13 protein-coding genes are annotated in these 14,491 nt (G+C 34.7%); 10 read left to right on the forward strand and 3 right to left on the reverse strand.

Features of this window, described 5'->3' with window-relative positions:
- Nucleotides 1-11: 11 nt before the first annotated feature.
- The 3 genes from ACEN2I_RS13150 (at nt 12) to trhO (ending at nt 3,347) form a co-directional block, all read left to right on the forward strand.
- Nucleotides 12-1,175 carry a lycopene cyclase family protein gene (locus ACEN2I_RS13150; RefSeq protein WP_441766558.1) on the forward strand — a complete coding sequence of 388 codons (1,164 nt, stop codon included), beginning with the start codon at nt 12-14 and terminating at the stop codon, nt 1,173-1,175.
- A 140-nt stretch (nt 1,176-1,315) separates the two neighbouring features.
- The gene (locus ACEN2I_RS13155) at nt 1,316-1,726 is read left to right on the forward strand and encodes a BrxA/BrxB family bacilliredoxin (protein WP_056247939.1); all 411 of its coding nucleotides are present in this window, start codon (nt 1,316-1,318) and stop codon (nt 1,724-1,726) included.
- Between the two features lie 262 nt (nt 1,727-1,988).
- On the forward strand, nt 1,989-3,347 hold the full coding sequence (trhO, locus tag ACEN2I_RS13160; protein ID WP_441766559.1) for an oxygen-dependent tRNA uridine(34) hydroxylase TrhO: 1,359 nt from the start codon (nt 1,989-1,991) through the stop codon (nt 3,345-3,347).
- Between the two features lie 111 nt (nt 3,348-3,458).
- On the opposite strand, the gene ACEN2I_RS13165 is transcribed toward trhO, so the two are convergent.
- Complete coding sequence (locus ACEN2I_RS13165) at nt 3,459-4,211, reverse strand: hypothetical protein (RefSeq protein ID WP_441766560.1); 753 nt, start codon at nt 4,209-4,211, stop codon at nt 3,459-3,461.
- A gap of 170 nt (nt 4,212-4,381) precedes the next feature.
- Nucleotides 4,382-4,921, reverse strand: a complete 540-nt coding sequence (locus tag ACEN2I_RS13170; RefSeq protein WP_441766561.1) for a hypothetical protein — start codon at nt 4,919-4,921, stop codon at nt 4,382-4,384.
- A gap of 380 nt (nt 4,922-5,301) precedes the next feature.
- Here ACEN2I_RS13170 and ACEN2I_RS13175 point away from each other — a divergent pair, with 380 nt between their 5' ends.
- The 7 genes from ACEN2I_RS13175 to ACEN2I_RS13205 all read left to right on the forward strand — a co-directional run bounded on the left by ACEN2I_RS13175 (nt 5,302) and on the right by ACEN2I_RS13205 (nt 12,542).
- Nucleotides 5,302-6,636, forward strand: coding sequence for a PSP1 domain-containing protein (locus ACEN2I_RS13175; protein ID WP_441766562.1), 1,335 nt, complete (start codon nt 5,302-5,304; stop codon nt 6,634-6,636).
- Nucleotides 6,620-7,099, forward strand: a complete 480-nt coding sequence (locus tag ACEN2I_RS13180) for a gliding motility lipoprotein GldH (RefSeq protein WP_441766563.1) — start codon at nt 6,620-6,622, stop codon at nt 7,097-7,099. The genes ACEN2I_RS13175 and ACEN2I_RS13180 overlap by 17 nt, the downstream gene beginning before the upstream one ends.
- A gap of 10 nt (nt 7,100-7,109) precedes the next feature.
- Complete coding sequence (locus ACEN2I_RS13185) at nt 7,110-9,416, forward strand: penicillin-binding protein 1A (RefSeq protein ID WP_441766564.1); 2,307 nt, start codon at nt 7,110-7,112, stop codon at nt 9,414-9,416.
- Between the two features lie 225 nt (nt 9,417-9,641).
- Nucleotides 9,642-10,343 (forward strand): CoA transferase subunit A, encoded by a 702-nt coding sequence (locus ACEN2I_RS13190; RefSeq protein WP_441766565.1) that lies wholly within the window; start codon nt 9,642-9,644, stop codon nt 10,341-10,343.
- 99 nt (nt 10,344-10,442) lie between these two features.
- Complete coding sequence (gene bla / locus ACEN2I_RS13195) at nt 10,443-11,333, forward strand: class A beta-lactamase, subclass A2 (protein WP_441766566.1); 891 nt, start codon at nt 10,443-10,445, stop codon at nt 11,331-11,333.
- A gap of 102 nt (nt 11,334-11,435) precedes the next feature.
- The gene (locus ACEN2I_RS13200; RefSeq protein ID WP_441766567.1) at nt 11,436-12,089 is read left to right on the forward strand and encodes a CoA transferase subunit B; all 654 of its coding nucleotides are present in this window, start codon (nt 11,436-11,438) and stop codon (nt 12,087-12,089) included.
- A gap of 57 nt (nt 12,090-12,146) precedes the next feature.
- The gene (locus tag ACEN2I_RS13205; protein WP_441766568.1) at nt 12,147-12,542 is read left to right on the forward strand and encodes a hypothetical protein; all 396 of its coding nucleotides are present in this window, start codon (nt 12,147-12,149) and stop codon (nt 12,540-12,542) included.
- Nucleotides 12,543-12,721: 179 nt separating this feature from the next.
- Here ACEN2I_RS13205 and ACEN2I_RS13210 read toward each other — a convergent pair whose 3' ends face one another.
- Nucleotides 12,722-14,326 carry a fumarate hydratase gene (locus ACEN2I_RS13210; protein WP_441766569.1) on the reverse strand — a complete coding sequence of 535 codons (1,605 nt, stop codon included), beginning with the start codon at nt 14,324-14,326 and terminating at the stop codon, nt 12,722-12,724.
- Between the last annotated feature and the right edge of the window lie 165 nt (nt 14,327-14,491).

Genomic DNA, 14,491 nt, shown 5'->3' on the forward strand with positions numbered 1-14,491 from the left:
TATTTTTGAGAATGATTTCTTCACAAATAAAACATTTCAACTACATTTTTACAGGATCGGGCTTATCAGCATTGATGACCGTTTATAAAATGGTTTTATCTGGAAAATTTGCTCACCAATCTATTTTGCTTTTAGATGAAAATCAGAAGAAAACTAATGACAGAACCTGGTGTTTTTGGGCAAAAGAAGTAACAATTTGGAATTCTATCATTTCTAAAAAATGGGATTTGGCTCTGTTTGCCAATGAAGATTTCAAGAGAGATTTGGACTTAAATCCTTATCAATACAATCAAATTCGAGGAATTGATTTCTATGATTTTGTTTTTAAAGAAATTTCAAAACATAAGAATATTACTTTTTTAAAAGAGAAAGTAACGGATATCAACGAACTCGAAACCCATGTTTTTGTTGGAACTGAAGAAAACAGATATACCTGCGATAATTTATTCAACAGTATTTACACAAAAGCGACAGTCCAAAATCAAACTAAATATCCGGTTTTACAACAGCATTTTGTAGGTTGGTTTGTAAAATCAGAAAAAGAAATCTTTAATCCGGAAGAAGCTACTTTCATGGATTTTTCTGTTGAACAAAGAGGAAATACGCGTTTTATGTATGTGTTGCCAACTTCCAAAACCGAAGCTTTGGTAGAATATACGTTGTTTTCTGAAAACCTTCTTCCAAAACAAGAATATGAAAATGAGATTCAAATCTACTTAAGAAACTTAGGAGCAGATCAATATGAAATAATTGAAAAGGAACAAGGAAGTATCCCAATGACCTGTTTCCCTTTTTGGAAGAAAAACACCAAAAGAGTTTTGAATATTGGAACAGCAGGAGGATGGACCAAAGCCAGTACGGGTTATACCTTTAGAAACTCGGATAAAAAATCATCTGAATTGATTAAGTTTCTTGAAAATTCGAATTCGCCTAAAATGTCTTTGTTTCATAAAAAAAAACGATTCTGGTTTTACGATTTATTGCTTTTGGATATACTTTACCGCCATAATGAACTGGGAAGTTCCATATTCTCATCCTTATTTAAAAAAGGAAATCCGGCTTTGATCTTTAAGTTTTTAGATGAAGAAACGAGTTTGATAGAAGATTTGAAAGTGATTTTGAAATGCCCAAAAATGCCATTTATAAAAGCATTGTTGCGTGTTTTGATGAAATGAAAACATATTGTTGCACAATCTATTTTAACTTTCGACTTTTATCAATCGAACTATAACAAAACTTTATACTTCAAATTAACTAGTTGCGGGTAAACTTTGTAACTTTGCACAATCAAAGTAAAATTTAAAAATAAAAAAATATGTATCCAGAAGAAATGGTAAAACCAATGCAGGCTGAACTAACAGTTGCAGGTTTTCAAGATTTACATAGTGCTGACGCTGTAGATAACGCTATCAAAGCTGAAGGTACCACTTTAGTAGTTGTAAACTCTGTTTGTGGTTGTGCGGCAAGAAATGCACGTCCGGGAGCAAAAATGAGTTTAGAAGGTGCTAAAAAACCAGACCACTTAATTACAGTTTTTGCTGGTGTTGACAAAGAAGCGGTTGATGCTGCAAGACAGCATATGTTTCCTTTTCCTCCATCATCGCCATCTATGGCTTTGTTCAAAAATGGAGAATTGGTTCACATGTTAGAGCGTCACCACATCGAAGGACGTCCGGCTGAATTGATCGCTGAGAATTTGCAAGATGCATTCAACGAATTTTGCTAATTTCCCAATAAAATAAATACAAAGACTGTCTGTTTAGGCAGTCTTTTTTATTTGAAGCTATTCCGGCTGTCCACTATATCTTTTGCGCCAAACCCGTCACAAAAGGATGTCGTTCCCATCCGGTCTAAAAATCAAGGCAGCACAGACCTTTAGGTTTTCAATGCATTTAAAAACTTAGGAACTCAGAACCTTTGCAGCTTAAGAGCTTTTTCCTAACTTTGCGCTTTCAAAAATAATTTCTAAACTTAAAACTGTTTATAGCATGCAACTGTACAACACTTTGAGCGCAGAAGAAAGAGCCATCATGATCGATGATGCCGGTAAACAACGACTAACGTTGTCTTTCTATGCGTATGCCAAAATTCAAGATCCCAAAAAATTTCGCGACGATTTATTTATAGCCTGGAATAACCTCGATGCTTTAGGTAGAATCTATGTCGCAACCGAAGGAATAAATGCTCAAATGAGTATTCCTGAGGAAAATCTGAAAGCTTTTAGAGCTACTCTTGAAGTGTATGATTTCATGAAGGGCATCCGTTTGAATGAAGCCGTAGAGCATGATGACCATTCCTTTTTAAAATTGACGATTAAAGTTCGTGACAAAATTGTTGCTGACGGTTTAAACGACGAAACTTTTGATGTAACGAATAAAGGCATTCACCTGAAAGCCAAAGAATTTAATGAAATTCTGGAGGATCCCAATACGATTGTAGTTGATTTTAGAAATCACTACGAAAGTGAAGTAGGGCATTTTAAAAATGCGATTACGCCGGATGTTGAAACTTTCAGAGAAAGTTTACCCATAATCAACGAACAGCTTCAAAATCATAAAGAAGATAAAAACCTCGTTATGTATTGTACAGGCGGAATTCGTTGTGAAAAAGCAAGTGCATATTTCAAACATCAGGGTTTCAAAAATGTTTTTCAATTAGAAGGCGGTATCATTAATTACGCCAAACAACTTGAAGAAGAAGGATTGGAAAGCAAATTCATAGGAAAAAACTTTGTGTTTGATAATCGTCTTGGCGAAAGAATTACAGATGATATTATTTCGCAATGCCATCAATGCGGGAAACCTTGCGACAATCATACCAATTGCGAAAATGACGGCTGTCATTTGTTGTTTATTCAATGTGACGAATGTAAAGCTGCAATGGAAAACTGCTGCTCTACAGAATGTCTTGAAATTATTCACATGCCCCTGGTTGATCAGGTTAGGATGAGGGCCGGAAAAGAAGTTGGAAATAAAGTTTTTAGAAAAGGAAAATCAGAAAATTTAAAATTCAAACATTCAGGCGAGCTGCCAAATACTGCTTTGGCGACAACTGATAAACCTGTAGATATTCGTCAAAAAGTAAAGGTAAAGAAAGTACTTCTTGGAAAAGCAGAACATTATTATGTAAAAGCGCAAGTGGGACAGTTCATTATTGAAAATCAGGAGTTGAACATAGGCGATAAAATCTTAATTTCCGGACCAACAACAGGAAATCAGGAATTGATTTTAGAGAAAATGGTTGTCGATGGAGCAAAAACTATTAGCGCTAAGATTGGCGATAAGGTTACTTTTGAGGTTCCGTTTCGTATCCGTTTATCGGATAAATTGTATAAAATTTTAAATTAGCCGATACGTATAAAAAAATAAAATTTTGATATTGATATAATTATACGGTTATAGAAATGAAGATATTTTACAAACCGGATTTGTATCTGTCAAATCCGGTTTTTTTTTAGCTTATTCATCAAAAAAACGGAGTTCGTCAAAATCTTTAATTTCAGATAATTTAATCAATTTACTTCGGGTGATTTTTGTTTCGGTTTTCTCAAAAACTTCCTCTCCATCATCGGCATTTTCGTTTGTATTTACATTAGTTATCTTCTTTCTTGTCAAAAAATTTATGCTGGTTTCAACATTTACAACCGGACCATTATTTCTGCTTGCATCATAACCTATAAGTGCTAAATCACTGTCCTGAAGTCTGAACATATATTGCCAATAGCCATATCTTCCATGTCCATAGTGGATAAAAAGTTTTCCTTTAGTTATTTCAACACTTAAATCTGGTGCAAAATAAACGCCGCCATCTTCATTTTCAGATGAAAAACAATTTTCATTTTTTACAAATAATTCGTAACCATTTTTTTTATTTAAAAGAATGATAATTCCTCTTCGGTTACGGTCTAGTTTACCGCGATATTCATCTGTAATAACGTTGCTTTTATCCGTGCCTTTAATGATTAAAGCGCAGTCTTCTAATCCATCTTTGTTTAGATCGCCATAAATGGTATCGAAAGAGACATAGTTTTTGGGTATAAAATCGGCAATATCTTTTTTGATTTCGATAGTTGATTCTTCAACTTCTGGAATATCTTTCAGTTCTGTGACTTCACTATTCGATTCTTTGTCATTGCTTTTGGAGTCTTTACAGCTAGTAATCATAGACAGCAGAAGAATTGTTCCAGTAATGGTGAAGTATTTCTTGATCATAGTTAATGTTTTTTTAAGTGGATTTTAGGTTTACAATGGATCAAATACAAGTTTTATAAATTTGGGAATAAGAAATAAATATCAGAAAAGACCAATATGATATTTATCTTTGATTTATTTTCTTTAGAAAAACAGCTTTTTCTTTTTTTATCAAAAGCTTTCTGAAATGATTAAGCACCAATTTCCGCATCAATATTATGCTTTTCAGCATATGCTTTTGCAGCATTCTTCAATTTTGTAAACTTGGTATCTATTTCGTTTTGAGTTGTAGTGTCAAAATCTGCTATTGCTTTTTGTATTTGTCCAGGCGAAGCCTTTTCATCCTTCATTTTAGCAATTGGCAAATAACCTTCTTTTTCTTTAGCAATCGCATACGCAAATAGGTCTTTCGATGCCTGAAGAATTTCTCTATTGTCATCATCTTCATTGATTTCTTTAATTCTGTTAAACTGAGTATCTAAATTAGCTATATCAAATTTAAAATAATCATAATAAGAAGATGTAACCATTTTTTTTTGGGTTTCATCATATATCTGAGGTTCAGACTCCAATTTAAAATTGATATCCTTACTGCCAAATCGCGATAACAAATTCGAGTTTAGTGCAGCAATTTCAAAAGTTTTTTCCGGCGAAAGGTTTGTACAGGAAGAAACTACACTTGCGGCGATTAATATTAATACTAAGAAGGATTTATTTAAGGTCTTTTTCATTTTTTAAGTTTGTTTAGTATTTATCCTTTTAAAATTTTATTTTTTTTCATAATTATTTATCAAAGTCTAAATTCTGAATTTTACTTTGAAAAACTATGTTGTAAGATAAAACATTAAAATGAAAAAGATATTTCAGGATAAAAGTATAAAGTACATTTTTATGTGCAGACTAAGTAGAATTCTCTTTTTTTACGAATATGTTTAAAATTTAGGATAAAAGAAGGGAAATTTGAAATGATTTCGATTTAAAAAAGGACAGGCTTTTTATTTAACAGCCCTTTACAATTAATCGGTAAAAAGCAAACTAAAAAAAATACTATCTTTACCGATCAAACGTTTATGAACTTAAGTTGCTTTTTTGCAACACTACATATAGAATTATGGCATGTACAAGTTGTTCAACCTCAGATGGCGGCGCACCAAAAGGTTGTAAAAATAATGGGACTTGCGGCACCGATAGCTGCAATAAATTAACGGTTTTTGACTGGCTTTCAAACATGAGCCCTTCTAATGGAGAAGCAATTTTTGACTGTGTTGAGGTTCGTTTTAAAAATGGACGCAAGGAATTTTTTAGAAATACAGAAAAATTAACTTTAAGTATTGGTGATATTGTAGCAACTGTTGCTTCACCAGGACATGATATCGGGATAGTGACTCTGACAGGCGAATTGGTAAAAATTCAAATGAAGAAAAAAGGGGTTAATCACGAAAGTAACGACGTTCCTAAAATTTACAGAAAAGCTTCGCAAAAAGATATTGATATCTGGTCGGTTGCGCGTGATCGCGAGGAACCAATGAAAGTCCGTGCACGTGAATTAGCGATTCAGCATAAATTAGAAATGAAAATATCTGATATTGAATTTCAGGGAGACGGATCAAAGGCAACATTTTACTACACAGCAAACGATCGTGTGGATTTTAGAATGCTGATTAAGGATTTTGCTAAAGAATTCAGTACGAGAGTCGAAATGAAACAAGTTGGTTTTCGTCAGGAAGCGGCTCGCTTGGGCGGAATCGGTTCTTGCGGTCGTGAACTTTGCTGTTCGACCTGGTTAACCGATTTTAGAAGTGTAAATACTTCAGCAGCACGTTACCAGCAGCTTTCTTTGAATCCTCAAAAATTGGCCGGACAATGTGGAAAATTAAAGTGTTGTCTGAACTATGAGTTAGATACGTACATGGATGCTTTGAAAGACTTTCCGGATTACGACACGAAACTAGTAACCGAAAAAGGAGATGCAATCTGTCAAAAACAAGATATTTTTAAAGGTTTAATGTGGTTTGCCTACACCAATAACTTTGCAAACTGGCATGTTTTGAAAATTGATCAGGTAAAAGAAATTATAGCCGAAAATAAACAAAAAAACAAAGTATCTTCACTTGAAGATTTTGCGATCGAAGTAATGGCCGAGCCTGAAAAAGACTTTAATAATGCAATGGGCCAGGAGAGCTTAACTCGTTTTGATCAGCCTAAAAAGAAGAAAAAACCAAATCGCAAACGCAAAAACACTGAAAATGCAAATGCAATTGTGGCAACTCCAAGCAAACCTCAACAAGCCAACAACAAGAATAAGCCTGTAGGAAACCCGAACAATCAAACCAAACCTAACAATAACAAAAAACCAAATCATTCGAATAAGCCCAAATCGAACGATAATAAACCCTCTGAACCAAGAAAACCTATAATTATTACTAAAAATGAGAATAAAAAATAGCGGAATTCTTATTTTGGCAGCAATACTTCTTTTTTCCTGTGATAAAAAAAGAGTATTTGATGAGTACAAATCTGTTGGCAGTGCGTGGCACAAAGACAGTATTGTAACCTTCGATTTGCCCGTTTTAGATTCCACAAAACGATACAATTTATTTGTAAATTTGAGAGATAACAACAATTATCCGTTCAATAATTTATTTTTAATTGTAGCCATCGAAATGCCAAACGGATTTACAAAAGTAGATACCCTTGAATATCAAATGGCAAATCCTGACGGAACACTTTTAGGTAATGGTTTTTCGGATATTAAGGAAAGTAAATTGTATTTAAAAGAAAACGTAAAGTTTAGAGGTAAATACAAAGTACATATCAAACAGGCTGTCAGGGAATCAGGAAAAATTCCTGGAGTTCAGGAGTTAGAAGGTATTACGGATGTAGGTTTTAGAATAGAACAAAAAGATTAGAAAAATAGTTATGGCTACTAAAAAAAACAATCAAACAAATAGCACAAAGGATATTAAGTATTATCAAAAAAAATTCTGGAGAATTTTTGTTTATGGATTATTGGCTGTTTTAGCATTCTTTTTATTTGCATCATGGGGACTTTTTGGTTCCATGCCTTCTTTTGAAGACTTAGAAAATCCGGATTCTAATCTGGCTACAGAAATTATTTCATCTGATGGAGTTGTAATTGGAAAGTATTTTAAAACAAACCGGTCTCAGTTAAAATATTCAGATTTACCAAAAAACCTGGTAGATGCTCTGGTTGCTACCGAAGATGCTCGTTTTTATGAACATTCAGGAATCGATGGACGCGGGACTTTACGTGCCGCTTTTTCCTTCGGAACCAATGGAGGAGCTAGTACCCTAACACAACAGCTGGCAAAACAGTTATTTCATCGTGGAGGATCAAGCTTTTTACCCTTTAGGATTGTGCAAAAGATAAAAGAATGGATTATTGCTATTCGTCTGGAAAGACAATATACCAAAAATGAAATTTTAGCGATGTATTGCAACATTTATGATTTCGGGAATTATGCTGTAGGAGTAAGTTCGGCAGCTCAAACTTATTTTTCCAAAGAACCTAAAGATTTAACTATAGACGAATCGGCAATATTGGTTGGAATGTTTAATAATTCGTCTCTTTATAATCCGTTGAGAAATCCAGTTGGTGTAAAAAATCGTCGTGATGTGGTATTGGGTCAAATGGTAAAAGCCAAGATGATTACAGAATCTCAAAAAGAGAAATATAAGGCATTACCAATTGCTTTAAAATTCAAATTAGAAAGTCATCGGGAAGGGACAGCAACTTATTTCAGGGAGTATCTTCGTGATTATATGAAAAAATGGATGGCAGATAACAAAAAACCTGATGGTTCGGATTATGATATATATAAAGATGGTCTGAAAATTTATACTACTATCGATTCCAGAATGCAGGCATATGCTGAAGAAGCAGTTTCTGAACATATGAAAAACCTGCAACAGCAATTTTTTATTGAGATGAAAACCAATAAAAATGCTCCTTTCGTAAATATTACCCAAGCAGAAACAGACAGAATCATGATGCAGGCAATGAAGAATTCTGTTCGCTGGGCTCAGATGAAAGAAATGGATAAAAGCGAAGATGATATCATAGCATCGTTTAAAGTAAAAACAAAGATGCGCATCTTTACCTGGAAAGGTGAGCGTGATACTACTATGACACCAATGGATTCCATCCGTTATTACAAACACTTTCTGCAGTCAGGTTTAATGGCGATGGAACCACAAACCGGAGCTATTAAAGCATGGGTTGGAGGAATCAATTATAAATATTTTCAATATGATCACGTAGGGCAGGGAGCAAGGCAGGTAGGTTCTACATTTAAACCTTTTGTTTATGCTACAGCGATTGAGCAATTAAATATGTCTCCTTGTGACTCGATTCTTGACGGTCCGTTTATGATTCGCAAAGGACGCCATCATGTAACAGCAGATTGGGAACCAAGAAATTCTGATAACAGGTATCGTGGAATGGTTACTTTAAAACAAGGTTTGGCAAATTCTATCAATACAGTTTCAGCAAAATTAATTGACAGAACTGGTCCTGAAGCTGTTGTAGAACTCACTAAAAAACTAGGTGTTAAAACGGAAATTCCCGTGCAGCCTTCAATCGCATTGGGAGCTGTAGATATTACGGTTGAAGATATGGTAGCCGCTTACAGTACATTTGCCAATCAGGGAGTATATGTGAAACCTCAGTTTTTAAGCCGTATAGAAAATAAAAGCGGAGAGGTTATTTACGAGCCAATTCCGGAATCACATGATGTATTAAATAAAGATATTGCTTTTGCAGTTATCAAATTATTACAAGGAGTTACCGAAACGGGTTCAGGCGCACGTTTACGTACGCAAGGCGGAGGAAACGGTGACAAGCGTTGGACAGGTTATCCATACAGTTTCAAAAATCCTATCGCAGGTAAAACAGGAACGACACAAAACCAGTCTGATGGTTGGTTTATGGGTATGGTTCCTAATTTGGTAACAGGTGTATGGGTAGGCTGCGAAGACCGTTCAGCACGTTTTAAAAGCCTTACTTACGGTCAGGGTGCAACAGCTGCATTACCTGTTTGGGGTTACTTTATGAAAAAATGTTACGCTGATCCGGCTTTACAGGTTTCAAAATCAGAGTTTGAGCGACCAAAAAATCTTTCTATAAAGGTAGATTGTTATGCTCGTCCAGCGGTTGTAAAAGATACTACAGAAACAGAACAGAATACAGACGAGTTCGAATTGTAATCTGAGCTTTCCCTTAAATATAAAAAATCCTTTTGTGACTTCTAATTCTTAGAAGCATACAAAAGGATTTTTTTTGTATTTGTATATTTTCCTCTGTAAATTAGGAAATTGAAATTTATCTGAATGAATTTTGATTTCTATTATTATATTCTTTACGAAATTGTAATAATATCATCTAAAAATCTTATTTTTATCAAAAGTATACGAAAATAAATACCATTTGTTATGATAACAAAAAAAGTAGACAATGTTCAGGATGCTATTGAAGGAATCGAAAGCAGTATGACGATTATGTTTGGAGGTTTCGGTTTATGCGGAATTCCTGAAAACACAATTGCAGCTTTAGTAACCACAACTATATCAGATTTAACTTGTATTTCGAATAATGCAGGCGTAGATGATTTTGGTTTAGGAATGCTTCTTCAAAAGAGACAAATCAAAAAAATGATTTCTTCGTACGTTGGTGAAAATGCTGAATTCGAACGGCAGATGCTTTCAGGAGAATTAGAAGTTGAGCTGACTCCACAAGGAACTTTGGCTGAACGCTGTCGGGCTGCACAGGCTGGAATTCCAGCTTTCTTTACGCCAGCGGGTTATGGAACTGAGGTTGCCGAAGGAAAAGAAGTTCGTGAATTCAACGGAAAAATGCACATTATGGAAGAAGCTTTCAAAGCCGATTTTGCTATTGTAAAGGCATGGAAAGGAGATGAAGCAGGAAATCTTATTTTTAAGGGAACCGCAAGAAATTTTAACGCCTGTATGGCAGGAGCAGCCAAAATAACCATTGCCGAAGTCGAAGAATTGGTTCCGGTTGGGACTTTAGACCCCAATCAGATTCATATTCCGGGAATTATGGTACAGCGCATTTTTCAGGGCGAGAAATTTGAAAAGCGTATTGAACAGCGAACAGTAAGACAGAGAGCTTAATTAGATAATGATAATTTGTCAATTAGATAATTAATGCTGATCGGAAGTATCATTATCTAATTATCAAATTTTCTAATTGGCACATTCAAAACCCATAGGATGACAAAACTTTTTTATACAATTCTGATTTCATTTTTATCGTTTCAGATTTTTGCTCAAACGACAAACGAACTTCGCGTACAATTAAATCAGATTATTGCCGGAAAGAATGCAACAGTTGGCATTTCTATAAAAAGTATTGAAGATAAAGACACTTTAAGCATTAAAGGAAATTTAAAAGCGCCTTTAATGAGCGTTTTTAAATTTCATATTGCTTTGGCGGTTTTAAACAAAGTTGATAAAGGTAAGCTTTCATTAGACCAAAAATTCTTTATTAAAAAGAAATACTTGCTTCCTGATACCTGGAGTCCAATGAGAGATGATTATCCAGAGGGAAATATAGATTTAACCCTGGATAAATTGCTGCGATATACTGTCTCACATAGCGATAATAACGGATGCGATATACTGCTCAATATAATTGGAGGTACAAAAAAAGTACAAAAATTTATAAAAAAACAAGGAATTAAAGATTTCATCATCAAGGTTAATGAAGAGCAAATGCAATCTTGGGAAAACCTTTATCTAAATACTTCAACTCCATTGGCAACAACTGAATTGCTTGACAAATTTTATAATGGAGAAGTTTTAAAAGAAACTACTACAAAATATTTATACCAAATAATGGTAGAAACGTCAAGAGGACTGACCTGTATGAAAGCCGGACTTCCTGAATACACTGAACTGGCACATCGAACCGGAATTTCAGGAACAAATGATAACAATATGAGGGTTGCAATGAATGATGTTGGCATTGTAAAGCTTTCAAACGGTAAACACTTTATTCTGTCTGTGTATTTAAAAAACATCACAGAAAGTAAAGAGGATACAGAGAAAATAATTGCAGATATTACAAAAGCAACCTGGGATTATTTTACGAAAAAAAATTAGATAATGAGATAATTTGTCAATTAGATAATTAATATTAAGCATAAAGCAAAACATTATCTAATTATCAAATTGACACATTTATAAATTGACACATTAGAAAATATGTTAACAAAAGAAGATATAGCAAAACGAATTGCAAAAGAGGTAAAAGACCGTTATTTCGTAAACTTAGGAATCGGGATTCCGACTTTGGTGGCGAATTATGTAAGAGAAGATATTGCAGTGGAATTTCAAAGTGAAAATGGCGTTCTCGGGATGGGCCCTTTTCCTTTTGCGGGAGAAGAAGATGCGGATATTATCAACGCAGGAAAACAAACGATTACCACACTTCCGGGAGCGAGTTTCTTTGATTCGGCGTTTAGTTTCGGAATGATTCGTAGCCAAAAAGTCGATTTGACTATTCTGGGTGCTATGGAGGTTTCTGAAAACGGTGATATAGCCAACTGGAAAATTCCGGGAAAAATGGTAAAAGGAATGGGAGGCGCAATGGATTTAGTGGCTTCCGCCGAAAATATAATCGTTGCCATGATGCATGTCAACAAAGCGGGAGAATCAAAAATCCTAAAAAAATGCACTTTGCCATTAACGGGCGTAGGCTGTGTTAAAAAAGTCGTAACCGAGCTTGCGGTTCTGGAAGTAACTGAAAGAGGTTTTAAGCTCTTAGAACGCGCGCCAGGCGTTTCTGTCGAACATATAATTGCTTCTACTGAAGCTGATTTGATTATTGATGGTCAGATTCCGGAGATGGGGTTTTAAAGGAATATTCTTTTGCTGAAATCCTTAAATTGGCTAATTCCAAACAAATAATTATTAATGAAAACACTTTTTATTTTAATATCATTTCTATTTCTGACAAATGAAGATGTAATACACCAAGATACACGCTTACAAATTGACAATAATGGAAATATAATTGGTTTGCCTAAACAATTTAATCCTGCAAAATTTGACTGGAATAAGAAAAAATTGAGAATAAATAACAAGGAACTCATTTTCCCAAAATGTATCAATTACTATTTTGAGCAAAAAAAAACTAAACTGAATTTATCAGCTTCTTGGTATCATTCAAAAGATATTATGCCATATTATCTTAATTTTGACATTTCTGATAAATCAATTACAGAAGGGAATACAACTTACAATCCGAAAGTAGAATTGGGGAAAAAATGTTTAACGGAATACAAAAAAGGAATTAAAATTCTGAATTAACGATATCCAATGACTCCTTTTATCAAGTCCATTGATTTGTAACGCCAATCCTTTTGAGTAAAAATAACTGATAGTAATTTTTTCTTGTGTTGTAAATTAGGTTTACATTATAAAAAAACAAAACCGCCAAAATCAGGCGGTTTTAATATTTAAAAAACTTAGAATCTTAGTCCGTCAGTCTACAAATTTTCAAAAAAGTCATTCCCTTTATCATCCGTAATAATAAAAGCAGGGAAATCTTTTACGGTAATTTTTCGAACCGCTTCCATTCCTAATTCTTCAAAATCAACGACTTCAACTTTCAGGATATTGTCCTGAGCCAAGATAGCAGCAGGACCTCCGATAGATCCTAAATAAAATCCTCCGTATTTGTTACAAGCATCAGTAACTTGTTTGGTACGGTTTCCTTTGGCAAGCATAATCATACTTCCGCCATGTTTCTGAAATTCATCCACATAAACGTCCATGCGTCCGGCTGTTGTTGGTCCAAAACTTCCAGAAGCCATTCCTTCTGGCGTTTTTGCTGGCCCTGCGTAATACACAGGATGATTTTTAAAATATTCTGGCATTGGTTTTCCAGCTTCCAGCATTTCCATAATTTTGGCGTGCGCGATATCACGGGCAACAATTACGGTTCCGTTAAGTTTTAAACGGGTTTTGATTGGGTATTGAGTCAGTTTTGCCAGCATATCAGCCATTGGCATATTCAAATCTATTTCAACCGGAGCTTCTAAATGTGGTGCTGTTTCCGGTAAAAATTGTTTTGGGTTTACTTCTAACTGCTCAACGAAGATTCCCTCTTTTGTAATTTTTCCTTTGATATTTCTATCGGCAGAACACGAAACGCCTAATCCAACCGGACAAGACGCGGCGTGGCGAGGCAAACGAATTACACGTACGTCGTGCGTAAAATATTTTCCGCCAAACTGAGCGCCAATAGCACTTTCCTGGCAAATTTGCTGTACTTTTTGTTCCAATTCGATATCCCGGAAAGCCTGACCAGACATGTTTCCGGTAGTAGGCAAGTGATCGTAATATCCTGCAGATGCCTTTTTAACAGCACTTAGATTCGCTTCTGCTGAAGTTCCTCCAATTACCAATGCTAAATGGTAAGGCGGACATGCCGAAGTTCCTAAATCTTTAATTTTGGCACGAACGAAAGCATCCATCGATTTTTCGTTCAGAAGTGATTTTGTTTGTTGATATAAGTAGGTTTTATTGGCAGAACCGCCACCTTTTGCCATGAATAAAAATTCATAAGAAGTTCCTTTTTTAGCATAAATATCAATTTGTGCCGGAAGATTCGAACCTGAATTCTTTTCTTCAAACATCGAAATGGGTACAATCTGAGAATAACGTAAATTACGTTTTTGGTACGTATTGAAAATTCCTTTGCTCAGCCATTCTGCATCATCAACACCGGTAAAAATGCTTTCCCCTTTTTTGGCCATAACGATTGCAGTTCCGGTATCCTGGCAGCTTGGCAATTGTCCTTCGGCAGCAACCGAAGCATTTTGAAGTAAATTGTAAGCCACAAAGCGATCATTGTCTGTTGCTTCAGGATCGTCAAGGATGTTTCTTAGTTTTTGCAAATGTGATGTTCTCAGCATAAACGAAACATCGGTTAAAGCTTCTTCAGCTAATAGTTCTAAACCTTTTGGATCAACACTAAGAACTTCGCGTTCTCCAAATTTTTCAACTTTTACAAAATCAGAAGTAATTTTGCGGTATTGGGTATCATCCTTTAAAATAGGATAGGGATCCTGGTATGTAAAATCAATCATTTCTTTGTTTTTTGGCAAAGTTAAAAATTATTTGCCTAAGAAAGAATTTGAATTACAGGGCATTTTGTTGTTTTGTCTTTAATGCCACTTATTTTACTTCATGAAAATTTCGTAAAGGAATAAAGGAAGAAGAAAATAATAACTGCTACTATAAATCCTAGAATT

This window comes from Flavobacterium sp. W22_SRS_FK3, from assembly GCF_052113665.1.
Taxonomy (GTDB): Bacteria; Bacteroidota; Bacteroidia; order Flavobacteriales; family Flavobacteriaceae; genus Flavobacterium.